Source organism: Thioalkalivibrio sp. ALJ4 (assembly GCF_000377225.1).
Classification (GTDB): domain Bacteria; phylum Pseudomonadota; class Gammaproteobacteria; order Ectothiorhodospirales; family Ectothiorhodospiraceae; genus Thioalkalivibrio.
The window spans coordinates 52463-76587 of record NZ_KB897918.1 but is presented as its reverse complement, the minus strand read 5'-3'; the positions used below and the strand labels follow the sequence as shown (position 1 = coordinate 76587).

The following is a 24125-nucleotide window of genomic DNA, read 5'->3' as shown; positions in this document are numbered from 1 at the left end:
CCGTCATCCCGGCCGAAGCGAAGCGGAGAGCCGGGATCCCTCACCGCAAGCCACAAAATCCCCCACGTCGCGCGACGCCCACGCTGAGGTGCTCACCGAGCACAACCAGACGCCGAAAGCCCCCCACACCCGGCTACACGACATCGAAACTCAGAAACGGTAAGGTAATTCTCCAGCGCAAACGGACCTACGTCACATGGACGGACCACCGACCCACGCGGACCCGCAGAAACATCCGGCCACGCCTTCATCGCTGTGCTGGGACACGCGGACGTCTTTCTCGACCGCTGCCGCGAGAACAAGCGCCCGGTCAACCCTACCGTTGCCGCCTGGCACACCCAACGACCCGCCCCGCCGACGCCTGTCCGCCCGTCCCACGCTCCAAACGCCGTTTACACCGCCGAAAGGTAACTCAGTACACAACACCACTCTTCCGACGCACGCCACTGAGTTTATTGGGTTCACTCAACCCTCTCGCTCGGTCCAATGTTCAATTAAACACGCGCACGCTTAGCCAACATCCATGTGCGCTACCCAAACACCCTTAGGGACCAACAATGCCACCGGAGATGATTAACGGAATATTCGCGACAGGGGGCGCTATTGCGGGGGCTATCGTTTCTGGGGCAATCGCTTTCGCGATACACCTTCGAAGCAGAGAACGCAAGGAGCTGTCGGTTCGATTGTCACGTCCCATCAAGCTTATTGACGTCCACGACTCTGTTCGAGATGCCGTATCAATTACAGTTAGGGGGATTCCAGCCGAGACTGTTAGCACGATCGACTATTACATCGCGAATACAGGAAACGCTGTTATAGACGACATTGACATGCGTATTAAAACCCGAGGTGGTGTCGAGATTTTCGGTGGGAACACCCCGCAAACGAACTTTGAAGGACTCGGAACAAATGACGTTGTAGTCTCATTGGAGAGCGAGGGTTGTATTCGGCTGGTTGCTCCATTCCTGAACCCCGGAGACGAGATCCGTGGTCATCTTCGGATGGCGAATGTGCCAACACAAACCGAAGTAAACTACCGTGCACCCGGCGTCAAGCTATCGCTAGTCCGCGATTACGATCAGGACCGGGAAAAGGTTTACTCTAATATGATCATAGAACTGGCGAAGCGCAGTTTACTGTTGGATTTTTACCTTAAGCTTACATCGCTGGCTTATCGCGAAATGCGCAAACGCGATGAGCCCTAGATAAGGTCGATCGAGTCCGATTGTGACCACTTTAATTTTCGCATCCACCCCAATAGATCACCCTCAGGCGAACCTCATCACCAACGTGACCCCCTAGAATTCGGTATGAGAAATGATTGACCAAAATCCGCAAAAACAGGATAGCGTAAGTTTTCGTCGTATGGTTCAAATTTGGTGGCATGGCGGGGAGTCGGATCGGCAGAAACTTCGGAGAAACATGGGCGTATACAAACCTAGTGAGGGTTTTGAAAAGCCCGAAGCGCCAAAGTATCATTGGACAGTGATGATTATTCGCACACCAGCGAACTTCGTTCATTCGCATTTTGCGAAGTTTTTGGTTGGCGTTCTTGTTGGCGTCTTTTTGTTGTGGATAGGCTCAATGTGGTTCAACCAGTAATCTGGCATGAGGCGGCGGCTGATCCAATCAGAACAACGGCATGACGGGGTCGGACCACGGCAACTCGCTGCAGGAACGGTACTTTCGTTCTCTAGAGGCCGTTTCTAGCCCTCGAACGAGGCGTTTCACCCCCGAAAGGAGCGCTTCATGGGTGGGAGTCCGATGCGCTCGCGCATGAGGTCCAGGAGGCCGTCTACGTTGGTCGGGTCTTCGGTTTCGAACATCACGCCAGCGCCGTTCTCGTCCAGGCGCATGACGATGCAATGCCAGACATGGGTGCGGCCGTCGGGCGCTTCTTCCGGGCTTACGATCAGCCGCACTCTGGAATTCTCGGAGAGACCTGAAACCGGCAACTCCAGGTACAACCCGCTGAGGCTGACATCCCGGACCCGTCCACGGGCGCGATACCCTGGGGCACCGGATCGAGTCTGTACCTCGGCGGTCATGCCGATCGCCCTGCGACGCCCTTCACGAAGCTCCATTGGCCACACTCCCTCCGCAGCTCATTCCGCTACGGCATGTTCGTGTCTTTCTTTGGGCTGTAGTACATGCGTCTGGCCCCGGCTCGCGGGCGATGCGGAACCGTCCGCACTTAGCCCCGCACACATAGGGAGACCCCTGCTCGCCGCTGTGAAATGCGATCGACGCAGGATGGCGTGCGCTACACTGGGCGTCGATTCTCGTCCCATTTGGCGCCCCATTTGGTAATGCTTCTTGCGCTGTTGATCATGCTCTTGTTGCTGGGCCTGGGTGTCGCGGTGATGCTCTGGCATGCGCGGCAGGTGTTCTCGGTGGAGCTGCGCGATGGCAAGGCCCACGTGCGACGCGGCAAGCCCCCGGCCGGCTTTGTGCGTGGCTGCGAGGACGTGGCACGCCAGTTCGGGGTCAAGCGGGGCCGGATCGCCGCGGTGCGCACCGACACGGGTGTTCAGCTGCGCTTCTCCCGCGATCTGCCGGAAAAGACGCACCAGGCCTTTCGCAACGTCTGGACACCCCCGCCGGGCGGCGGAGGTGGCGGCATGCGCGCGACCGGATAGCGCCGTGCCGGCTCGCGGCCAGGCGATGCCACGCTGTCAGCGGATACGCCGGTCCACGAACAGGCTGTTGCCCATCTGCTTCTTCGCCTGGGTCTTGAGCTCGGACAACTCGGTGGCGATATCCAGGGCGTTCTCCAACCCTCCTGGCAGCACGGGACGCGCCGCCAGCGAGAGGGTAACGAGCGGGAAGAACACCTCGACGCCCTGGCGATTCTCGGCGCGCAGCCCCCCGGCCTTGAGGTCGGGGCGGTCGTAGAACTCTGGAACCACCGCCGCGAAGCGCTCAAGGATGCGCTGGCACGTCGCTTCCCAGCCTTCTGCCATCAGCAGGAGCATGAAGTCGTCACCCCCTACGTGCCCCACGAAGTCCTCATCTCCGACCTGAGCCTGCATCAGCCGGGCCAGCGCGATCAGCAGGCGGTCGCCGCGGGCATAACCATAGGCGTCGTTGAAGGCCTTGAAGTTGTCCAGGTCGCAGTACAGCGCCACAAAGGGCCTGCCTTCGACCAGCCACCGCTCCAGGGCCTCGTTGATCAGCATGTTGCCGGGCAAACCCGTGAGCGGGTTGGCGTGACGCGCCTGCCGGATCTGGATCTCGGTGATCTCGCGCAACAGGTCGACGATGTTTCCCATGCCGCGGTAGTGGCCCTCACCATCCACGATGACGAAGTCGCTGTGCCGTTCGTCCTGACTGCCGGTGATGCTCTGGCTGAGCTTCGCCAGCGGCGTATCGTCCGTGAAGACCAGCATGCTCGGATCAGCCAGTTCGCCGATCCGGCGATTGCTATAGAGGGAATGACTGAACGGGTTGGTGAAGAGAATCAAGAAGGCATCGCGCCGCACCACGCTTACCGGCCGGCCACGCTCGACGACCGGCACGCAGCGCAGCGTCGGATCCTGGCGAAAGCGCTCGATCACGGCCGGTACGGACAGATCGGGAGGGACCTCGACCACGCGGTGCGCGATGCTCGAGGCCAGCCGCGTGCCCTCGGTGCGCCTCGGGACATGACCGGGCAGCAGTCGCTCGATACTCAAGGGCGGGGTCGCGCTGGGCCGGGCGAAGAAGAACCCCTGAAAGAGTGACAGGCCGCGATCGAGCTCCCACAGGCAACGGTGCTCTTCCTCGGTCTCGATGCCCTCGACGATCAGCTGGCAGTCGAGGCTGCGCGCCACATCGAGAATGGAACGCAGGAACTCGCGCTTGGCAGGCGCCTGGTCGATGCCGGCCACGAAATGGCGATCGAGCTTGACGAAGTCGGGGCGGAGTTCCGACCAGTGCCGCAGGCTGGAGTGCCCGGCACCGAGGTCATCCAGTGCCACATGAAAGCCCATCTCGCGGTAGTGGGCCACGGCCTGGTGCATCAGCTCGTAGTCCTGGATGGGCATGTGTTCGGTCAGCTCGATCACCACCCGGTTGGGCGCGAGATCCGCATCCCGCAGAAAGCTCAGGGTCAGCCCTTCACGAAAGTCGCGCTCGACGATGGTGGTCGGCATCACGTTGAGAAAGAGCCGCCCCGGCAGACCAAGCGCGACGAAACGCTGGATGGCCAGACGCCGACAGAGCAGGTCCAGCTCGACCAGAAGCCCCGTCTGCGTGGCCACCTCGAAAAGATGCACCGGCGAATGCAGGGAGGAAGACTCGGGGCCACGCACCAGCGCCTCGTAGCCGTGGATGGTCTGGCGACTGGTGTCGACGATGGGCTGGAAGTTCACCGTCAGCCGCTCGTCGGCAATGATTGCCCGGAGCGCGCGCGCCTCCCCGCTTTCTTCGGCCAGCACCTCGATCACAACCGGGACTCTCTCTAGTCGCAGAGCGCTGACAGATCCTGAAGCAACACTGTGACGGCCCCGTGACAGATCAGCGACAAGAAGCATCCAGAAGGGATACCCATCCTCAGGCGCTGCAGGCATCGACACCCCGCTTCCACCAATGCCCCGTGCGCCTGGCGTCGCGGAAGTGGTTCAGGGACGCCACACGCGCCAGTAGGCGTGCAGCCGCTTTCGCAACGCCTTGGGCTTCTCGGCATACAGGCGCTGACCCAGAGGAATCACGCGGGCCCGCAGGGAGGCCTTCCGCTCGGCGATCCGGTCGCGCAGCGTGGCGATGGCCTCGGGCGCCATCACGCCCTCGGGCAGGCCCGCCAGCACCACGTCCACCACGGTCAGGTCATGATCGTCGCCGAGCCGGTCGGAAAGTGCCTCCAGGGCCCCGTCCTGCGATTTCATCATCTCCGGCCACATAGGACGCAGCAGGCGCATCTGGATCCAGTGCGCCTTGGCCCGCTTGCGCCACGCGTGCCAGCATTCGTCATCCCGATCCAAGAGCGCAACCCGCAGCGCCTCGCGCCCGCGCCGATAGGTCTTCTCAAGCCCGGGCGCGATCAGTGCAAACCCCTTGCCGCGCAACGGCAGGGCGGCCATCCCGGACTGGAGCTCCTGCAGCACCGCGGCCACTTCCTGACGCTGCGCCGCGAGTTGATCGTCCCCTGCCTGCCCTGCGCCATACTGCTCGGCGAGATAGCCATGCAGCGATTCTATGGAGGGAGCTCCCGGGGCGGTCGCCAGGTCACGCAGCGTCGCCAGGATGACCGCCGAATCACGGGCGCCGGACAGTGCCCGGCCCAGATCCCGCAGGGTCCGGTTCGTGTCGCGAAAGTCCTGTCGGGGCAACTGCGGCTCGACCAGACGCAGCAACGCCCGCAACCGCTTCAGCCGCTTGCGGGTCTCGTGTACCGCCCGGTCAGCGGGCATCCTGACGTCCAGCAGCTCCGCCTCGGCGCTGGACATCTCCTCGCGCGCCACGCGGCGGACACCTGCCGAAACGGATTCCCTGCGCTCGAATTCGAATGCCATGGCGGGCCTCGGAGCGAACCGATCAGGAGATCTTCACCTTTTTCGCGATCTCGCTCCACAACGCTCGATAATCCCGCGTGACCGGATCATTCGGGGCAAACGCGGGCAAGGGCTGCAACTCCTCGCCCATGCGCTCCACGATAGCGGCGTAGGGGATCTCGGCGGTCAGCAGACGCTTGAGCGAGGCAGGCGGTTCATCGCGCAGGGCCCTGTGGAGCCTGCGGCGCCGATCGACCTGGCAGAAAAACGGGTAAAGCTGCTTGTGCCCCAGACGCCTGTCCTTCATGAAACCCCGCACCTGATCGAAGGACCGCACGGACAACGGGGACGGAATCAGCGGCACCAGGACGGCATCGGTCGCCGCAAAGATCTGCTGGGCCAGCTCCGAGAGGCTGGGCGGACAGTCCAGCACCACCAGCGAGTAATCCTCCCCGAACGGCGAAATCAGCTCCGCGAGGGTCTGATCGCCATCCGCGTGACGTTTGATGGCCACATCCAGGTTGCGATAGGCGAGATCCGACGGGATCAGATCCAGCTTCTCGTAGGGCGAGCGCTGGACCAGATGCCCAACCGGAACCTTCCCCCGCAGGATCTTCTTGATCTCCCCGCTACTCGTCGCCTGCGACGCCAGATGCCAGCCCCCGGCACCCTGGGGATCAAGGTCCCAGAACAGCGTACGCAGGCCGGAAGCCGCGGCCAACCAGGCACAGTTCACGGCTGCGGAGGTCTTTCCTACGCCGCCCTTCAGATTGTAGAAGGCGATCGTTTTCATGGATCCTGCAAAGGTGGGGCTGTCTTCGATCAACGTCATCGGACGCTACCACACGCGCCGTAGAGATCGTCACCGTGGTCGACTCAATGTCAGATCCAGACAATGTCGACCGCCCGGCCGGGAAGCGTCGAGTGTGTCCGACACGCCAGCCCCGCGACCGGCTCGAGCATCTACTATGGTGCGGGCCATGGCCGACCCGCGCACAGCGCGGCGGTAACCGGAGTCCGTTACGGGACACATAGGAATCGGGGAGAGATGCTGGAACTGGGTGTGGTCGCACTGGCGACTTTCTTCGTGACCGTAGGCCCCGTGGACGTGGCGGTCGTGTTCGCTGTGCTGAGCCAGGGCATGACACGGGCCCAGCGACGCCGGGTGGCCTGGCGCGCGGCATTGCTGGCGACCGCCATCCTGATGCTGTTCGCGCTGTTCGGCGAGGCCGTGTTGTCGGTACTGGGCATCACCATGCCGGCTCTGTACACGGCCGGCGGCATCCTGTTGTTGCTGATCGGGATCGACATGGTCTTCGCGCGCAGTTCCGGTGGGGTGTCGGCGACTCCGGCGGAAACCAGCGAGGCGCGCAGCCGGGGCGACATCTCGGTGTTCCCGCTGGCGACCCCCATGCTGGCCGGGCCGGGCGCGATGGGGGCGGCAATCCTGCTGATGAGCCGGGCCGGCGATGACTGGATGGCCCAGGCGGTGGTGCTGGGCGCGCTGGCGGCGATCATGGTACTGGCCCTGATCTGTCTGCTGGTGGCATCACGCCTGCAGCACCTGCTGGGGGTGACCGGCGCCCATGTGCTGACCCGTATCCTCGGCGTGCTGCTTTGCGCACTGGCCATGCAGTTCATATTCGACGGCCTCGAGCAAAGCGGCCTGCTGGGCTGACGAACTTGCACCTCGGCAAACCGGTGCGTTTGCTGCTATGAACTAGGTAATCGCCGCCTGTTCGCATTCCGTTCGCTGTTGGCCGCGGTTCCCATCCTGTTGCATTGATTTGTGTTCGGTTAGGGGGAACCGAGGGAGGCAGCCATGAACACCCTACCGAGCTTTACCGCGCCAGCCATCGCGGGGCTGGCTTTCGTGTTGATCACGTTTTCCGGCTGCGGCCAATCGAACGACTCGGCCCAGGCCGCGGAACCGGACACCATAATCCAGGAAGAACCAGACGCGCCGGCCATGGAGCGCGCGATCGGCTTTTTGGAGTCCTGGATCGAGTTGTTCGACACCATGAGTGCGGAACTGGCCGGGGTCGAAAGCCGGGAGGCCGCCAATGAGCACGCCACCTGGCTGACCGAAGAACTGACGCCGCGCCTGGAACAACTGGCGAGCGAGATGATCGTCTTCATGGAGTCGATCGAGGAACACGAGATGGAGGTCATGGAGGCGTCGTTTGACGCCCCGGAAAACCACCAGCGCATGCTGGAACTGGAAGGGCGCATGGAGCAGTCGCTGGATCGACTGGAAGAAAACATCATGCGTGTCGAGACAGCGCATGCAACGCCGGCCCTGGAGATGGCGTGGCTGAACTTCGCCCGGACCAACGAGCGGCTGGAACGGCAGATGGAGGCCACGTTCGCCGGTGGCGCGCAGGCGGTTGGCAGTCCCGCATGGTGCGACGCCATGGCCAACACGCCCCAGGCCCAATGGACGATGAACGACGCCTTCGCCTTTGCCAACCACTGCGTGGGGCGCTGATGCGGGGCCCCGGCATAGCTCCCGGAGCCCCGCTTGCAGGTTCAATCGACAGATTGCCGCGGCCCCTGCGGGGCCTCGCAATGACGTCAGCGCCTTGCGCGCCGCACGATGACGAGTGGCGCGTCCCGGCTGACTACTGCGAGCAGAGGCCGCCGTCGACAACAAAGGTGTTGCCCGTGCAGCCGGAGGCGGCGTCGGACAGCAGGAATACCGCCATCCCGGCGCATTCCTCATTACTGACGTAGCGGCCCAGCGGGATGCGCGCCTCGAAGGACTTGTGCACCTCGTCGGCGTGGCCCGGGTTCGCCTGCTCCTCGATGGACTGCATCATGCGGTTCGCGACCGGGCCGGGGTTGAGCGTATTCACGCGGATGTTCTCCGATCCCAGCTCGGCGGCCAGGCACTTCATCATGCCCACCACCGCGTGCTTGCTGGACACATAGGGCGACAGGCCCGCAGCCCCGCGCAGCCCGGCTACGCTGGAGGTGATCACGATGCTGCCGCCATTGCCGCGACGCAGCGCAGGAAGGGCCGCCTCCGCGCCCAGACGTACGCCATGCACGTTGACGGCAAAGACCTTTTCCCAAGCCGCGTCGGAACGGCTGTCGAACGGGCCCACCTCGCCCTCGATCCCGGCGTTCAGGAACACGCCATCCAGGCGCCCGAAACGTTCCAGTGCCGTCGCGACCATGCGCTCGTTGTCCTCGCGCCGCGTGACGTCCACGGCCAGACCTACCGCACGCTCGCCCAGGGACTGGGCGATGGCCTCCACCGGCCCGGCTTCGCGGTCGGTAATCACCACACTGGCACCCTGCTCGTACGCCATGCGCGCCGTGCTCTCGCCAATACCACCGGCACCACCGGTGATTGCGATCACTTTTCCTTCCAGGGGACTCATGCTGTGTCTCCTTCATCGTGCAGTCGGGTAACCGCGGCAAGGCGCTCGCGGACAAAACCATTATCAGCCCGGCAAAGGCCAGGCATCTTGATCCGGGTCACGACTCTTGCCGCATACGACTCCCGGCGGGCCGAACGAGCGATCTACAGGTTCGTGTACTTGCGTGCGCGGCCTCGCGCCTTGTCCACCGGGTATTTTTTCGCGTTGGTTTCCAGCTTGTCGCTCGCGGCCTGCACGAGGTCGATGTTCAGCTTGCGCGCCAGCATCAGCAGATAGATCTGCACATCTGCGATCTCGGCCCGAACCTCTTCCAGCGCCTCGCCGGACAGGCCACGCGACTGCTCCTCGGTCAGCCACTGGAAGTGCTCGATCAGCTCGCCGACCTCACCCGCCAGCGCCATCGAGAGATTCTTCGGCGAATGGAACTGCGCCCAGTCGCGCTCTTCGACGAACGCCTCCAGCCGCATCGCCAGCTCATCCAGCCCCCGCGTGTTGGTCGACCCCATGGCCATCGCTCCTGTCGCATCCGTTTCTCTGGACTCGACACCGTAACGAACTCTCGCCGCGCCGTAATCCGCCTGGTAACCGCCCGCGCAGGCGCAGAACTGGCGCCACCGGGATGTTCGAACGCCGGAGGTCCCGGCTCGCTCGGGAACAGCGCACGTACTGACGAGCAGGCATGCGAGGCCTAGCCCGCCCCCTGTGCGGCGGAAGAACCCGCCTTACAGCCCCGGGAACGCTCCCGAGTAGACGCTTGCTGCGCCAGGAGCGTATCGGACAAACCGGACAGAACTGGTAAGGCGGCTGTTTCCGGCAAGGCCCGGGCGACGAGCACGAGTTCGTCCCGCTGCCCTGAGCGCCGGGGCCGGCATCCGCGAAAGACGTACTACAGGATGCTCTCGATCGCGCCGCGCAGGTCGGTGGAGTTGGGGCCGACCCGGCTGGGGAAGTGCGCGACCACCCGGCCGTCGCGGTCCACCACGTACTTGTAGAAGTTCCAGCGCGGGGCGTCGGCCTGGCGCGCCAGTTCGCGGAAGATCGGGTGCGCACCGTCACCGCGTACGCCGATCGGCTTGAACATATCGAAGGTCACGCCGAAGTTCTGAAAACAGACACGCGCGGTCTCCGCCTCGTCATCCGCCTCCTGGTTGAAGTCGTGCGAGGGAAAACCGACGACCTTCAGGCCCTGGTCCCGGTAATCCTGGTGCAGCCGTTCCAGCCCGCCGAACTGATCGGTGTAGCCACAGTGGCTGGCCGTGTTGACGATCAGCAGCGGGTGCCCCTGAAAGCGCTCCTGCAGATTGACCACCTCGGAGGAGTGCAATCGACCCAGCTCGTGCTCGAACAACGCCGCCCGGTCAGGCTCGGCGGCACTGGCAAGCGCCAGAGGAAAGACCAGCAGGATGGCAGCGAACAGGCGCATGAACAGGGGCATGTCGAATCTCCGCAATAGCTCGACGTTCAGACCATCGGTAACAGCCAGGGTTCTGCGCATCGCCCACCCGATGCCGGTGACGCCCTGCAGCGGAACGTCCGCCGGCCCGTTCCGGTCCGACGCCCCGCACGGAACGAACTCAACCGAGATGGAGAACCTGATGACCGCTTCCAGCGACCCGCTTTTCCGCCCGTATCGCCTTGGCGATCTAGAACTGCCCAACCGGATACTGATGTCACCGCTGACGCGCTCGCGCGCCGCCCAGCCGGGCGACGCACCCTGGGAGCTGAACGCCGAGTACTACGCCCAGCGTGCCGGAGCGGGCCTGATCATCGGCGAAGCGACCCAGGTATCGCCGCAGGGCAAGGGCTACGCCTTTACGCCGGGCATCTACTCGGCCGAGCAGGTCGCCGGCTGGGGCAAGGTCACCGCGGCGGTGCACGCCGCCGGGGGCCGCATCCAGGCCCAGCTGTGGCATGTCGGCCGCATCTCGCGCCCGGAGCTTCAGCCCGATGGCGCCCAGCCCGTCGCGCCCTCCGCCATCCAGCCCAAAGGTGCCTACACGTTTGTCAGTGCGGACTCCGGCATGGTGGAGGTGCTCGAACCCCGCGCGCTGGAGACCGACGAGTTGCCGGACATCGTGGAGCAGTACCGCAAGGCGGCGCAGAACGCGCGAGCGGCCGGCTTCGACGGGGTGCAGATCCACGCGGCCAATGGCTATCTGCTGGACCAGTTCCTGCGCAGCGGCTGCAACCAGCGAACCGATGCCTATGGCGGCTCGGTCGAGAACCGCATGCGCCTGCCGCTGGAGGTCGTGCGCGCGGTCATCGGGGTATGGGGACCGGAGCGAGTCGGCATCCGCGTGAGCCCCACTGGCAGCTTCAACGACATGCATGACGACGACCCGCTGGCTACCTACAGCGCCTTTGCCCGCGAGCTGGACGCCACCGGCATCAGCTATATCGAGGTCGTCGAGGACTCGTTCCAGGGCAACCACGAATCCGGCCGCCCGGAACCCGTGATCGACGCGATCCGCGAACACTTCAGCCGCACCTACATCGGCAACGGCGCCTACACCGCCGACGAGGCCCGTCAGCGCATCGATGCCGGGCGCTGCGACCTCGTGAGCTTCGGCCGCCCCTTCATCGCCAACCCGGACCTGCCGGAACGCTTCCGCCGCCATGCGGAGCTGAACGAGTGGGACGAGGCAACCTTCTATGGTGGCGACGAACACGGCTACACGGACTACCCCGCGCTCGACTAGTGCCCTGACCAACCCGTCGCCAGCGCGAAGGCGTAGCGGTATGTTGGCGGTATGCAGATCGACCCCGTCATCCGCGAGTGGCTCCGCCTGGCCGGGCAGGCGCCCTCCTCGCACAACACCCAGCCCTGGCGGTTCCGTGTGGACCGCGCGGGGGTGGAGGTCTGGACCGACCCGACGCGTTCGCTCCCGGTGAACGACCCGACCGGGCGCGAACGCATCATCAGCTGCGGCTGTGCGGTGCTGAACCTGCGCGTGGCCGCCGCCGCGGACGGCCAGGGCCTGAACGTGCGGCCGGAACAGGCGGGCGACGGCCCGTTCGTGCGGCTATTGACTGGGCACCATGGGGGAGCAGGCCAGCAGGACCTGGCACCACTGCGAGAATGGATCGGTGAACGCCGCTCCTGGCGTGGCCGGTTTCTCACCGGCGAAATCTCCCCGGACATCGTCGAAACACTCGTGCATGCCGCCCGCCAGGAAGGGGCCTGGCTGCGCCCGATCACGGGCGACGAGCGCCGCGAGGAGGTCGCCAACCTGATCCGCGCGGCGACCGCTGCACAATGGAAGAATCCCGCCTGGCGCCGCGAACTGGCGCAGTGGATGCGCCCGGCCTCCCGGGGCGACGGCCTGCCGGTCGGTCGTGTGACCGGCGGCCTGGCCCGCTGGAGCGTCCGCCATCTGGTGCCCGCCCGCGCGATGGCGCGCGGCGAGGCAAGGGCGGCACAGGCGGCCCCGTTGCTGCTGGCATTGGGCACCGGAATCGAGGGTCCGATGCAGTGGCTGACCGCCGGACAGGCCCTGCAGCGCGTACTGCTCGAAGCCGCCCGGCACGGGCTATGCGCCCGCTACCTGAATCAGCCCGTCCAGCAGGCCGATTGGCGCCCGCAACTGGCCGAGACCCTGGGTGGGGGCCAGCCGCAACTGCTGTTCGCGCTGGGCCTCCCGGACGGCACATCCCACCCTACGCCGCGCCGCCCGCTGGACGACTTGCTGAAACACTGAGGCAAACGCAGACCCAGGTACGATTCCGGCCCTCCCCGCGCGAGCCAAAACGCTCTATGTTGGAGACACAAGGGCACGCGACAGCACGAGAGGGACAGCATGACAACACAAGGAATACAGAGGGCGTATGGACGGCGGGCCGCAGTGCTGGCCCTGGTCGGTGTGTTTGTGCTGGCGAGCGCCTGCGCACCGCGAGTCTCGGTGCAGGAGGAACGCCAGCTGGGCGAGGAACTGGCCGAGGAGATGAACGCGGAGTTGCCCATCGTCGAAGAACCGGCCATCAACGACTACATCAATTCGCTGGGCCGCTCGATCGCGGCGGTGGCCGACGATCGCGAAGAGATCGACTACACCTTCTACGTCGTCAACGGGCCGGACGTGAACGCCTTCGCCGTGCCCGGCGGCCATATCTATGTCTACCGCGGCCTGATCGAGCGGGCCGATGACATGTCCGAGCTGGCCGGCGTGCTGGCGCACGAGGTCGGGCATGTGGTGAAGCGCCATGGCATCGACCAGTGGCGCCGTGCGCAGCAGGCCGAAATGGGGCTCGCCGTCGTCTACGGCGTGATTCTCGGACGCGACCCTGGCGCGGCGGAGCAGGTGGCCGTGCAGGTCGGCGCCGCGGGCGTGTTCGCCGGCTACAGCCGCGAGGCGGAGCGCGAGGCGGACGACGTGGCCATTGGCTACCTGGTGGATGCCGGTATCCACCCCGTTGGCCTCGTCTCGTTCTTCGAAACCCTGCTGGACGAGCGCGACCGGGATCCCGGCCGGGTCGAGCAGTTCTTCGCCACACACCCCACCACCCGCGAGCGTGTGGAGAACACCCAGGCGCGGATCGACGCGCTCCCGCAGGAAACACTGGACGGGCTGGCTCGAGACAGCGATGATTTCCAGCGCTTTCGCCGCCAGGTCGAAGCACTACCGGAACCGGAGTCGGATTAGACCGAAATGTCCATGCTCACCGCGTTACTACTGATGATTGCGCTGCTGCTGGCCGCAGCGGCATTGATCATCTGGCAGGCCAGCATCCTGTTCAGCCTCGAGATCGTGGACGGCAAGCCGCGGGCACGGCGCGGCGACGTGCCCATGCACTTCGAGCACACAGCCCGGGATGTCGCCCGGCGCTACGGCATCCAGCGCGGCCGCCTGACCGCGATGCGCACCCGCGAGGGCGCACGCCTGCGCGCCTCCGGCTCCATCCCCCGCGAGGCGCAGGGCGAGCTGCAAACCGCCCTGAAGCGCATCAAGCTCGGCCGCCGGCGCCGCCGCAAACGCCGCTAAAAGAGCACTGGGGCGCCGATTCGCGCCCTTGAACGGCGCCCCGATCAGTGGCCGTGGCCATGGTGGTGATCGTGGCCGTGCTGATGTCCGTGCGCGCCGGGCCGATCCTCGTCGTAGCCACGGGCACGCTGGTAGGCCTCCTTCTGCTCATCCGACAGCAGCTCGTCCATTTCCAGGTGGTGGGAAAGATGGACGTGGCGCAGCCGCCCACGCAACTCGCCGATCTCGACCGTCAGCGCCTCGATCTGGTCGCTGGTGATCTCGCGCGAGGCAAAGCGCTCGTCAAGCTCACGCTCCAGATCGACGATCCGCTGCCCCAGCTCCCGCGCCTGCTCGCGCATGGCATCGAACAGCCGCTCGGTCTCCGCCTGCTGCTCGGCACTGAGATCCAGTTGATCGGCCACCTCCAGCACATGGAGCGGACCGGGATAGCCATGCAGCTCCGCCGGCAGGGCCATCCCCAGCCCCTGCCCGTCCAGCAGACCCTCCTGCTCCTCGGCCGACAGGGCCTTGATCTCGCGGTCCTGCAGCGTCGTATACGGGTTGGCCAGCGCGGGGGCCATACAGCCGGCCAGCACCAGCCCGAAAACCCAGCGCACTGGGGACAGAGATTTCATCAGCGACTCCTTGGGGATGATTCGTCGGGCATAACGCATGATCGACCCCCTAAGGGATGGTCGGGTTCCGCTACAAGCGCGGGCAACCAACCGAGCACGAGCACATGCATGGGCACGTGACTTCCTTAAACGGCGACGTCGGCCAGGTGGCCCTTGCCTTCCAGCCAGGCGCGGCGTTCGGAGGCGCGTTTCTTGCCGAGCAGCATGTCCATCAGTTGCTGGGTGTCGTCGGCGGCGTCCAGGGTGAGCTGCACCAGGCGCCGGGTGTCCGGGTTCATGGTGGTCTCGCGCAGCTGTAGCGGGTTCATCTCGCCCAGACCCTTGAAGCGGGTCACCGAGACCTTGCCCTTCATCTTCTCCGCCTCGATGCGTTCCAGCACGCCGGCCTTTTCGTCGTCGTCCAGGGCGTAGAAGGTCTGCTTGCCGACGTCCACGCGATATAGCGGCGGCATCGCGATGTAGATATGCCCGCGTTCCACCAGCGGGCGGAAGTGCTTCAGGAACAGCGCGCACAGGAGGGTGGCGATGTGCGCGCCGTCGGAGTCCGCGTCGGCCAGGATGCAGACCTTGCCGTAGCGCAGCCCGTCCAGGCTGGCCTGGCCCGGGTCCACGCCCAGGGCCACGGAGATGTCGTGGATCTCCTGCGATCCGAGCACCTGGTCCGGGTCGACCTCCCAGGAGTTCAGGATCTTGCCACGCAGCGGCATGATCGCCTGAAAGTCGCGGTCGCGCGCCTGCTTGGCGGAGCCACCGGCGGAATCGCCCTCGACCAGAAACAGCTCGGTGCGCTCCAGGTCCTGGCTGGCGCAGTCCGCCAGCTTGCCCGGCAGGGTCGGGCCCTGGGTGACCTTCTTGCGCACCACCTTGCGCCCCGCGCGGCTCCGTTTCTGCGCGTTCTGGATCGCCAGCTCGGCGATACGCTCGCCCTGCTGCGGGTGCTGATTCAGCCAAAGGCTGAAGGCGTCCTTGACCACGCCGGAGACAAACGGCGCGGCCTGACGCGAAGACAGACGCTCCTTGGTCTGCCCGGCAAACTGCGGGTCCTGCATCTTGAACGACAGCACGCTGGCGACCCGCTCCCAGACATCCTCCGGCGCCAGCTTGATACCGCGCGGAAGCAGGCTGCGGAACTCGCAGAACTCGCGCACCGCGTCGGTCAGACCGGTGCGCAGGCCGTTCACGTGCGTGCCGCCCTGGGTGGTCGGGATCAGGTTCACGTAGCTCTCACTGACGACCTCGCCGCCCTCCGGCAACCAGGTCACCGCCCAGTCCACCGCCTCGGTGGCGCCGGCCATCGCGCCCATGAAAGGCTCCTCCGGCAGGCGCTCCAGGCCGTCCAGGGCTTCGACCAGATAGTCGCGCAGGCCCGCCTGATAGCACCACTCGCAGGCCTCGCCGGTGGTCTCGTCGCGGAAGGTGACGGTCAGACCCGGGCACAGCACGGCCTTGGCGCGCAGGATGTGCTTCAGCCGAGGTACCGAGAACTTCGCCGAATCGAAATACTGCGGGTCCGGCCAGAAGTGCAGCGTGGTGCCGGTATTGCGCTTGCCGACCTCCCCCACCGGTTCCAGGTCCTGCGTCTTGTGGCCGCCGGCGAAGGCCATGCGGTACTCGCGCCCGTCACGCTTGATCTGCACCTCGAGCTTCTGCGACAGGGCATTGACCACCGACACGCCCACCCCGTGCAGGCCGCCCGAGAACTGGTAGTTCTTGTCGGAGAACTTCCCGCCTGCATGCAGCGTGGACAGGATCACCTCTACCCCCGGGCGGTTCTCGCGCGGGTGCAGGTCCACCGGCATGCCACGGCCGTCATCGGAAACGGATACCGAGTCGTCCTTGTGCAGGATCACGTCGATGCGCTTGGCGTGGCCACTGATCGCCTCGTCCACCGAGTTGTCGATCACCTCCTGCGCGAGGTGGTTCGGGCGGGTCGTGTCGGTATACATGCCCGGGCGCTTGCGCACCGGGTCCAGCCCCTCGAGGACCTCGATATCGGATGCGGAATAGCTCACACAGGAACCCCTTTATTGATCATGCCCTTTGCCGAACCCGGCCTTCTGAACAGGCACCGTCATTGCGAGGAGTGAAGCGACGAAGCAACCTCCCAACGAAACCACCGACATTGGTCCGGGCCAGCGTCGGAGCCGCCCGGGGAGATTGCTTCGTCGGCTACGCCTTCTCGCAATGACGGGGCAACCGTATTCGTGGCCAGCGCGGTGGCCTGTGCGCAGCGTACCAAAGCCCGCGGGGGAAAGGCTGCTTGCAATCCCGGTTCCGATCCCAACAATGCAGGACAGATTCCGTATCCCCGTCTTCACAGGAGGTTTCCGATGGAAGAAGCCGCGAGCATAACCGGCGACGATATCCTCGACGTCACCCAGGAAAGCTTCCAGCAGGCCGTGCTGGAAGAATCCGCCCGCCGCCCGGTCATGGTCGACTTCTGGGCCGCCTGGTGCGGGCCCTGCCAGCAGCTGATGCCGCTCCTGCAGCAACTGGCCGCGCAGTACGCCGGCAAGTTCCGCCTGGCCAAGGTCAACAGCGACGAGCAGCAGGCCCTGGCCCAGCAGTACGGCGTGCGCAGCCTGCCCACCGTGATGGTGTTTCGCCACGGCAAGCCGGTGGACCAGTTCATGGGCGTACAGCCGGAGCCGAACATCCGCGCGATGATCGACCGCTACCTGGAAAAGCCCTCGGACAGGATCATCGAACAGGCGCGCGAACAGGCGAAAACCGGCGATGTGGACGGTGCCCTGGCCACGCTCAGGGCCGCGCTCGAGGAAGACCCCGACAATGGCGACCTGCGCATCGAGCTGGCCCGAGCGCTGGCCCAGTCTGGCGATGCGGACGCCGCCGAAGCGGAGCTGAACAAGCTGCCGCTGGACCAGCACGAACAGGACGCGGTGAAGGAACTGCGTGCGCGACTAGTCTTCGCCAAGACCGCGGCCGGCATCGACCCGCAGGCCGTGGCGACGGAGATCCAGTCCGGCAACCCCAGCCCCGAGGCACTGGAGAAGATGGCCGCCTACGCGATCCTCTCGGGCCGTGCCGAGGAGGCGCTGGGGCTGTACCTGCAACTGATGAAGCAGCACCGCGCCTACAACGACGGCGCCGGCCAGAAGGGCCTGCTGGCCGCATTCAAGGTGCTGGGGGATGACCATCCGCTGGTCGGACAGTACCGGCGGCAGATGGCGTCACTTCTGTACTAAGGAGACGCTCGGGAATCCGCTCGAACAGGGGCTTCGCGGGCGACCGCGCTCCTGCATGCGCCCCATCGGCCAGGGGGCTGGCCTCCTACGAGGGGCGCGGTCCAGCGCTGTAGGAGCCGAGCCCTCTCGGCGATCAGACGCAGGCCAACCCATCCGACGGACGCCGAACCCCTGCCGTAGCCACCGGGAATACATCCGGCGCGGGCGGGGCTACGCGTGCGCGCGATACGGCAGCACCCCATCGGCCAGGGGGCTGGCCTCCTACGAAAGCGCAACATCAGGTGCTGGCGACGAGCTCTCCGGTGAGTTCGGTCCCAGCGGCCAGGGTCGAGTAGATCGTGCCCTTCTGCACGTTGCGGTGCAGGATCTCCAGCAGCTCCTCATCGTCGTCGGTCCCGACTTCGATGCGGTACTCGATTCTGGCGATTGCGGGCGGGTCGTCCTGGCGCCAGCCACGCAACTGGATCGACAGGGTGTCGATCTCCATGCGCAACATTGGCAGGGCCCGCTGAATACCCCTCACCATGCAGGCCCCCAGCGATGCGAGCAGCAGCTCCGGCGGGCTCAGCGCATCGTCACGCCCGTCCATGTCGGTGTCCAGGGTGATCTCGGCCTGCTTGGCGCTGGCCACACTGCCGTGCGAGTCCAGTCGTTCAACGCGCAACTCGTATTCGAGCATCGAAACCTCCGCTGGAAGAATGCGCCCGGCCCGTCCGCTGCGGCCCGGGCGATCCGTTCGGTCAGTTGCTGCCGACGATCCGTTCGATCACGGCCTCCGGCTCCTGGTAGCCGGACATCTGCTGGCCGTCCTCGGTGATCAGGGCCGGGGTGCCGCGCAAATTCAGCTGCTGGCCCAGCGCCATGTGCGCGTCCTGCGGGGTGCCGCAGCTGCCGTCGATGTCGTCCAGAGTGTCACCGGCCTTGGCGCGATCCATCGCGTCCTCGCGGTCATCCGCACACCAGATCCGGTCCATGATCTCCGGGGAGTTCTGCCCCAGCACCGGGAACATCAGGTAGCGCACCTTGATACCGGCCTCCAGGTACTGCGGGATGTCCTGGTGGATCTCGCGGCAGTAGGGGCAATTCGGATCGGTAAACACGTTCAGCACGCCGCGGGTGTCGCCGTTCGGTGAATAAACGACCAGTTCGCTGTCGTCGATCTCGGCGAACATGTCGGCACGCACGCCCCGCAGCGAACCCTGGGTCAGGTTGTCACGGGTATCCAGGTCAATCAGGTTGCCCTGCAGCAGGTACTTGCCATCCCCGGACACATAGAAGATCTCGGTGCCGTAGCGCACCTCGTAGATCCCGTCCATGCCGGTTTCCTGGATGCTGTCGATCTCGGCATTGGGGATGACCTCGGCCATGCGCTCCTCGATGGCATCGGTCGCGGCGGCGGTGGTAGTGAAGGCGGCCAGCAGGACGGCCAGGGGCAGTGCGCGTTTTACAAACATGGACTCTCTCGTGGCTGTACAAAAAAGGAGGCCAGTCTAGCAGGCCCAACAATACGGCCCGCCCGGCTCTGGCACGAAACTGGGGTAATAGACGTCAGCCGCGGGGATGATGTTCCGCATGCAGGCTCTGCAGGCGGGCGCGTGCGACGTGGGTATAGATTTGCGTCGTCGACAGGCTGGAGTGGCCCAGCAGCATCTGCACCACGCGCAGATCCGCCCCGTGGTCCAGCAGATGGGTCGCGAACGCGTGGCGCAGGGTATGCGGCGACAGCGGCGCCTCGATGCCGGCCACCCGTGCATAGTGCTTGATGCGATACCAGAAGGCCTGACGCGTCAGTCCCCGGCCACGCCGCGTTACAAACACGGTATCCACCGGCGGATGACCGGCCATCAGGTCGGCCCGGGCCTCGCGCAGATAGCGTGTCAGCCAGTGCACGGCCTCCTCCCCCAGCGGCACCAGGCGTTCCTTGTCGCCCTTGCCGGTCACGCGCACCACGCCCTGGCGGGTGTTCACCTCGGACTGCTCCAGGCCGACCAGCTCGGACACGCGCAGGCCGGTCGCGTACATCAGCTCCAGCATCGCGCGGTCGCGCAGGCCGACTGCGGTATCCAGTTCCGGGGCCGCCAGCAGCGCGTCGACCTGGCTTTCGGACAGGCTGTCCGGCAGCGGGCGCCCGGCGCGCGGGGACTCGATCCCGGCACTGGGGTCATCCTCGCGCTCGCCCTGGTGCACCAGGTAGCGGTAGAAGCGCCGCTGGCTGGACAGGGCACGGGTAATCGACTTTGGCCGCGCGCCCGCCTGCATGCGGGCGCTGACGAATCCCAGCAGATCGGCACCACTGGCCGTCTCCAGCGCGACCCCGCGCCCGTGCAGCCAGCGCGCCAGGGCCTCAAGGTCGCGGCGATAGGCCGCCAGGGTGTGATCCGACAGGCCCTCGACCGCCCAGAGCTCGTCGAGGAAGCGGTCGAGGGTGTCGGACTGGACTGCCGCTGCGGTCACGGCCCGCGCGCGGCCTACGGGTTACCTCCCGGGTTGCCCGGATTGCCGGGATTGCCGAGACCACCCATCGGATTGCCCGGCGCCTCGGGGTTCTCCGCGCGGAACTTGCCGGCGAGGTTCTCGAACACCTTGGTCAGCTCCAGCGGCAGCGGGAAGAAGATCGAGTTGGCGTTGCCGTTCGTCGACATGTCGGACATCGTCTGCAGGTAACGCAGCTGCAGCGCGGCCGGGCTCGCCTCCATCTGCTGCGCGGCCTGGACCAGCTTCTCGGCCGCCTGCAGTTCGCCCTCGGCGTGGATGACCTTCGCCCGACGTTCGCGCTCGGCCTCGGCCTGGCGCGCGATCGCGCGGATCATCGAGTCGTCCAGGTCGACATGCTTGATCTCGACATTGGTGACCTTGATGCCCCAGGCATCGGTCTGTGAATCGAGGATCTCCTGGATGTCGTTGTTCAGCTTGTCGCGCTCGGAGAGCATCTCGTCCAGGTCATGCTTGCCGAGCACGGAGCGCAGCGTGGTCTGCGCGAGCTGACTGGTCGCAGCGTAGTAATCCTCGACCTGGATGACCGACTTGGCGGAATCCACCACGCGGAAGTACAGCACCGCGTTCACCCGCACCGTCACGTTGTCCTGCGAGATCACGTCCTGACTGGGCACGTCGAGTGTGATGATGCGCAGGTCGATCCGCACCATCTGCTGGATGCCCGGAATCACGATGATCAGGCCCGGGCCCTTCACCGACTGGAAACGGCCGAGGAAGAAGATGACGCCGCGCTCGTACTCGCGCAGCACCTTGATCGACATCACGATGATGGCGACCAGGATGACTAGCGGGACGACAAAGAAACCGAGATCGTTCATGTCCTGCTCCTTCTGTGTTGAGGGTGCCGCGCCGGCGGGGGAAACACTGTTTAATGTACACGCTCGCGCTCGAGTCGCTTTTGCGTGCGAACAAGGCGCGGTGACCGCCGTGCAGTCATTCTGCACAAGGGAGCCGCAACGCCGTGCGCGCGCAAAAGCGGCCGAGCCCTTTCGTTAATTAAGTCGTAGGGTTGGCACCCCAGGTTCCCCGATCCTGCGTTGCGGCACTTGCCGGTAGAACCACTACCGGCTGCGCACCGCGCCTTGTCTCGGAAAACCTGGGGTACCAACGCGAGTGTGTACATTAATCAGTGTTTCCCTAGCCGGCCGAGGCAGTGCCCGGGGTGTCTTCTTCAGTCACGGGTTCGACCCGAAGCCTGAGTCCTTCGATTGCGGTCACCCGCACCTTCTGTCCTTCGCGGACCGGTGCCGAAGTCTCCGCGTTCCACTGTTCGCTGTGGACCCAGACTCGACCGCTTTGGTCGAAGTCCTCGCGCGCCTCGCCGATCATGCCGATCATCTCTTCGTAGCCGGTGGCGGGCTTCTTGCCACGCAGGCTGAACAGCCGGCCCAGCACCCAGACCGACAGGATGCCGATAGCGATGGCAGTGCCAATCACCAGCGGGATCGCCACATTCAGCTGCGGGTCGTCCCACAGGATGATGGAGCCAACAGTAAAGGCCACGATTCCTCCTATGCCCAGCGCCCCGAAACTGGGTACGAAGGCCTCTGCAATCATGAAAATCATGCCCAGCAGCATCAGCGCCAGGCCCGCGTAGTTCACCGGCATCACCTGCAGCGCGAAGAACGCCAGTATCAGCGCGATCGAGCCGATCACCCCGGGATAGATCGCGCCCGGATTGGCCAGCTCGAAGATGATGCCGTATATCCCGATCAGCATCAGGATGTAGGCGATATTCGGGTTGGTGATCAGCGACAGCAACTGGGTGCGCCAGTCCGGATCCATGCGCACAATCTCCAGCCCCTCGGTCGACAGCATCCGCTCGCCGTCGTGCATACGCACGGTATGGCCGTCGATCTGCGCCAGCAGGTCGTCGAGGTTGTCCGCGACGAAATCGATCACGTTCTGTTCCAGCGCGGCAGTCGCGGTCAGGTTGGAGCCCTCGCGCACTGTCTCCTCGGCCCACTCGGCGTTGCGGTCGTAGCGCTCGGCCAGGCCGCGGATGTAGGACACCGCATCTTCCAGCACCTTGCGCTCCATCGCGTCGCCGCCCCGGCGGGGTGAGGGGGGATCGTCTTCCAGCAGTTCCTCCTCGGTGGCCGGTTCGACCTCGCCGTTGTCGCCGTTGCCGTTGCCGTTACCGTTGTCGCCATTGCCATTGGTCTCGTCGGTGGCCTCTTCTTCCTCCTCTTCCGGCGGATCCATGCCCGGCAGGCCGCCTCCGCCCATCTGCACCGGCGTGGCAGAACCGAGGTTGGTGGCCGGGGTCATCGCGGCGACATGCGAACCGTAGAGGATGTAGGTCCCGGCACTGGCCGCGCGGGCACCCGAAGGGTGGACATAGGTGACCACCGGGACATCCGATTGCAGGATGTTGCGGATAATGCTGCGCATGCTGGAATCCAGCCCGCCCGGGGTATCCAGCATCAGGACCATGATCTCGGCGTCCTCGGCCTCCGCGCGCTCGATACCGCGGCGGATGTAATCGCCGGTGGCCGGACCAATGGCATCTTCCACGGTCAGCACCAGTGCCTGCCGCTGCCCGGTGTCCGCCAGCGTGGTCACCGTCAGCCAGCCGGCACCCAGCAGCAGGAACGCCAGCCAGATTACGGTTCGCCAGAGGCGCATGCCGCCTCGCTTCATGGGCTTCCTCTCCCGTCGGTCCTGTTTCGTCGTACACTCGGCAACGCTTCACCCGGTACGTGCCCCCACCCTAAACCATAGGCTATTGCGCCGCTGATTCCCCAATCCCGATGTCCGCATCCCCCACGAACAAGGCAATGCATCCGCCACTCGGCCTGGTCCTGGCCGGCGGACAGGGTCGACGCATGGGCGGGCGCAACAAGGGCTGGGTGGAGTACCAGGGCCGCCCACTGGTGGAACAGGTGATCGAACGTCTGCGGCCGCAAGTGGACTCCATCGTGATCAGCGCCAACACCGATATCGACCGCTATCAGGCGCTGGGGTTTCCCTGTCTGCCGGATACGCGCCCCGATTACCCGGGGCCGCTGGCCGGGATCGCCGCGACATGGGCGCACGCCCCCGGCCACACCCTGCTCTGTGTCCCGGTGGATGCCCCGCACCTGCCTCCGAATCTGGCCGCAAGACTGGGCCAGGCGCTGGGCTCCTGCGCCGCCCCGGCCGCGATCGCCCACGACGGCGAACGCCTGCAACCGCTGTTCGCCCTGCTCAGACCCGACCTGGCCGCGCGCCTGGAAACGGATCTCGCACATGGCCCACTCGCGGTCGGCCGCTGGTTCCGCGACATCGGCGCCACGGTGGTCGACTTCTCCGACCAGCCCGGCGCCTTCGTCAACCTGAACACGCCCGAGGATCTGGTCGGCTGAGCGCCCCCTCCCGCTGCCACCGGTTATCGCTATACTCGGGCGTGCATAACGCAAGCAGGTGGCCATGAACCCAAACCCGACCAAACTCCCGCGCATTGGTTTTGCCGCCTGGAGCGGCAGCGGCAAAACGACCCTGCTCAAGGCGGTGATCCCCGCCCTGCGCGCCCGTGGCCAGCGCCCGGCCGTGATCAAGCATGCCCACCATGCCTTCGACGTGGATACCCCCGGCAAGGACAGCTACGAGCTGCGCCATGCCGGCGCGGACCAGATGCTGGTCGCCTCCTCCCGGCGCTATGCGCTGATGGTGGAGACCCCGGAGACCGACGATGGCCGCGTGCCGGACCTGGACATGCTCTGCTCGCGTCTGGACCCGGAGCGCGCAGACCTGATCCTGGTCGAGGGCTTCAAGCAGGCCGACCTGCCGAAAATCGAGGTCCACCGGCCGGCCGTCGGCAAGCCCCCGCTCTACCCGGAGATCCCCGGCGTGATCGCGGTCGCGACCGATGCCGCCGAGCTGGACTTCGACGGCCCCCTGCTGCCGATCAACGACCCCGATACGATCGCGCGTTTTATCATTGACCACTTCAACCTGAACCCCTGAACACCTGCCCCGGAGACGCCGA

The 24125-nt window shown here is 65.5% G+C and carries 25 protein-coding genes; 11 read left to right on the top strand and 14 right to left on the bottom strand.

Annotated elements, in window-relative coordinates; translation table 11 throughout:
- Window positions 1-557 precede the first annotated feature (557 nt).
- Entirely contained in the window at window positions 558-1205 is a 648-nt protein-coding gene (locus C936_RS14920; protein WP_155988204.1) for a hypothetical protein, read from the top strand.
- Window positions 1206-1727: 522 nt separating this feature from the next.
- On the opposite strand, the gene C936_RS14235 is transcribed toward C936_RS14920, so the two are convergent.
- Window positions 1728-2084 carry a PilZ domain-containing protein gene (locus C936_RS14235; protein WP_038038644.1) on the bottom strand — a complete coding sequence of 119 codons (357 nt, stop codon included), beginning with the start codon at window positions 2082-2084 and terminating at the stop codon, window positions 1728-1730.
- Between the two features lie 225 nt (window positions 2085-2309).
- On the opposite strand from C936_RS14235, the gene C936_RS0106555 reads away from it, so the two are divergent.
- Entirely contained in the window at window positions 2310-2639 is a 330-nt protein-coding gene (locus C936_RS0106555) for a DUF3634 family protein (protein ID WP_018174567.1), read from the top strand.
- 36 nt (window positions 2640-2675) lie between these two features.
- Here C936_RS0106555 and C936_RS0106550 read toward each other — a convergent pair whose 3' ends face one another.
- The 3 genes from C936_RS0106550 to C936_RS0106540 all read right to left on the bottom strand — a co-directional run bounded on the left by C936_RS0106550 (window position 2676) and on the right by C936_RS0106540 (window position 6264).
- On the bottom strand, window positions 2676-4427 hold the full coding sequence (locus C936_RS0106550; protein WP_018174566.1) for a bifunctional diguanylate cyclase/phosphodiesterase: 1752 nt from the start codon (window positions 4425-4427) through the stop codon (window positions 2676-2678).
- Between the two features lie 174 nt (window positions 4428-4601).
- Window positions 4602-5492, bottom strand: coding sequence for a CHAD domain-containing protein (locus tag C936_RS0106545; RefSeq protein ID WP_018174565.1), 891 nt, complete (start codon window positions 5490-5492; stop codon window positions 4602-4604).
- A gap of 22 nt (window positions 5493-5514) precedes the next feature.
- A complete protein-coding gene (locus C936_RS0106540) occupies window positions 5515-6264 on the bottom strand; it encodes a ParA family protein (RefSeq protein WP_018649086.1) in 750 nt (249 codons plus the stop codon).
- Between the two features lie 255 nt (window positions 6265-6519).
- Between C936_RS0106540 and C936_RS0106535 the strand changes: the two genes are divergently transcribed.
- Together C936_RS0106535 and C936_RS0106530 are read left to right on the top strand one after the other, a co-directional pair.
- Window positions 6520-7149 carry a MarC family protein gene (locus tag C936_RS0106535; RefSeq protein WP_018138037.1) on the top strand — a complete coding sequence of 210 codons (630 nt, stop codon included), beginning with the start codon at window positions 6520-6522 and terminating at the stop codon, window positions 7147-7149.
- Between the two features lie 144 nt (window positions 7150-7293).
- Window positions 7294-7959: a DUF3012 domain-containing protein gene (locus C936_RS0106530; RefSeq protein ID WP_018138036.1), complete on the top strand. Its 666-nt coding sequence runs from the start codon at window positions 7294-7296 to the stop codon at window positions 7957-7959.
- Window positions 7960-8092: 133 nt separating this feature from the next.
- Here the strand turns inward: C936_RS0106530 and C936_RS0106525 are convergent, their stop codons facing one another.
- The 3 genes from C936_RS0106525 to C936_RS0106515 all read right to left on the bottom strand — a co-directional run bounded on the left by C936_RS0106525 (window position 8093) and on the right by C936_RS0106515 (window position 10292).
- Window positions 8093-8857, bottom strand: a complete 765-nt coding sequence (locus tag C936_RS0106525; protein WP_018174563.1) for an SDR family NAD(P)-dependent oxidoreductase — start codon at window positions 8855-8857, stop codon at window positions 8093-8095.
- A gap of 143 nt (window positions 8858-9000) precedes the next feature.
- A complete protein-coding gene (locus tag C936_RS0106520; RefSeq protein ID WP_018138034.1) occupies window positions 9001-9363 on the bottom strand; it encodes a nucleotide pyrophosphohydrolase in 363 nt (120 codons plus the stop codon).
- A gap of 380 nt (window positions 9364-9743) precedes the next feature.
- Window positions 9744-10292 carry a glutathione peroxidase gene (locus C936_RS0106515; protein ID WP_018138033.1) on the bottom strand — a complete coding sequence of 183 codons (549 nt, stop codon included), beginning with the start codon at window positions 10290-10292 and terminating at the stop codon, window positions 9744-9746.
- Between the two features lie 160 nt (window positions 10293-10452).
- Here C936_RS0106515 and C936_RS0106510 point away from each other — a divergent pair, with 160 nt between their 5' ends.
- The 4 genes from C936_RS0106510 to C936_RS0106495 all read left to right on the top strand — a co-directional run bounded on the left by C936_RS0106510 (window position 10453) and on the right by C936_RS0106495 (window position 13836).
- Window positions 10453-11556, top strand: coding sequence for an alkene reductase (locus C936_RS0106510; protein ID WP_038038672.1), 1104 nt, complete (start codon window positions 10453-10455; stop codon window positions 11554-11556).
- Between the two features lie 51 nt (window positions 11557-11607).
- Window positions 11608-12555, top strand: coding sequence for a nitroreductase family protein (locus C936_RS0106505; protein WP_018174561.1), 948 nt, complete (start codon window positions 11608-11610; stop codon window positions 12553-12555).
- Between the two features lie 99 nt (window positions 12556-12654).
- The gene (locus tag C936_RS0106500; RefSeq protein ID WP_038038649.1) at window positions 12655-13497 is read left to right on the top strand and encodes a M48 family metallopeptidase; all 843 of its coding nucleotides are present in this window, start codon (window positions 12655-12657) and stop codon (window positions 13495-13497) included.
- Between the two features lie 12 nt (window positions 13498-13509).
- Entirely contained in the window at window positions 13510-13836 is a 327-nt protein-coding gene (locus C936_RS0106495) for a DUF3634 family protein (RefSeq protein ID WP_018138029.1), read from the top strand.
- A 44-nt stretch (window positions 13837-13880) separates the two neighbouring features.
- On the opposite strand, the gene C936_RS0106490 is transcribed toward C936_RS0106495, so the two are convergent.
- Together C936_RS0106490 and parE are read right to left on the bottom strand one after the other, a co-directional pair.
- Complete coding sequence (locus tag C936_RS0106490) at window positions 13881-14453, bottom strand: Spy/CpxP family protein refolding chaperone (RefSeq protein ID WP_018174559.1); 573 nt, start codon at window positions 14451-14453, stop codon at window positions 13881-13883.
- Between the two features lie 125 nt (window positions 14454-14578).
- Window positions 14579-16465, bottom strand: coding sequence for a DNA topoisomerase IV subunit B (gene parE, locus C936_RS0106485; RefSeq protein WP_018174558.1), 1887 nt, complete (start codon window positions 16463-16465; stop codon window positions 14579-14581).
- Between the two features lie 318 nt (window positions 16466-16783).
- Between parE and trxA the strand changes: the two genes are divergently transcribed.
- Complete coding sequence (gene trxA, locus C936_RS0106480; RefSeq protein WP_018138026.1) at window positions 16784-17659, top strand: thioredoxin; 876 nt, start codon at window positions 16784-16786, stop codon at window positions 17657-17659.
- Window positions 17660-17936: 277 nt separating this feature from the next.
- Here the strand turns inward: trxA and C936_RS0106475 are convergent, their stop codons facing one another.
- From C936_RS0106475 to C936_RS0106455, 5 genes are all read right to left on the bottom strand, one after another.
- The gene (locus tag C936_RS0106475; RefSeq protein ID WP_018174557.1) at window positions 17937-18338 is read right to left on the bottom strand and encodes an OsmC family protein; all 402 of its coding nucleotides are present in this window, start codon (window positions 18336-18338) and stop codon (window positions 17937-17939) included.
- A 61-nt stretch (window positions 18339-18399) separates the two neighbouring features.
- Entirely contained in the window at window positions 18400-19113 is a 714-nt protein-coding gene (locus C936_RS0106470) for a DsbC family protein (RefSeq protein WP_018138024.1), read from the bottom strand.
- 94 nt (window positions 19114-19207) lie between these two features.
- Window positions 19208-20113, bottom strand: a complete 906-nt coding sequence (xerD, locus tag C936_RS0106465) for a site-specific tyrosine recombinase XerD (RefSeq protein WP_018138023.1) — start codon at window positions 20111-20113, stop codon at window positions 19208-19210.
- Window positions 20114-20127: 14 nt separating this feature from the next.
- Window positions 20128-20973 carry a slipin family protein gene (locus tag C936_RS0106460; RefSeq protein WP_018138022.1) on the bottom strand — a complete coding sequence of 282 codons (846 nt, stop codon included), beginning with the start codon at window positions 20971-20973 and terminating at the stop codon, window positions 20128-20130.
- A 319-nt stretch (window positions 20974-21292) separates the two neighbouring features.
- On the bottom strand, window positions 21293-22798 hold the full coding sequence (locus tag C936_RS0106455; RefSeq protein WP_018649089.1) for a nodulation protein NfeD: 1506 nt from the start codon (window positions 22796-22798) through the stop codon (window positions 21293-21295).
- Window positions 22799-22935: 137 nt separating this feature from the next.
- Here C936_RS0106455 and mobA point away from each other — a divergent pair, with 137 nt between their 5' ends.
- Both mobA and mobB read left to right on the top strand, forming a co-directional pair.
- Window positions 22936-23502: a molybdenum cofactor guanylyltransferase MobA gene (mobA, locus tag C936_RS0106450; RefSeq protein WP_018174555.1), complete on the top strand. Its 567-nt coding sequence runs from the start codon at window positions 22936-22938 to the stop codon at window positions 23500-23502.
- A 64-nt stretch (window positions 23503-23566) separates the two neighbouring features.
- Window positions 23567-24103: a molybdopterin-guanine dinucleotide biosynthesis protein B gene (mobB, locus tag C936_RS0106445; protein ID WP_018174554.1), complete on the top strand. Its 537-nt coding sequence runs from the start codon at window positions 23567-23569 to the stop codon at window positions 24101-24103.
- Window positions 24104-24125 lie beyond the last annotated feature (22 nt).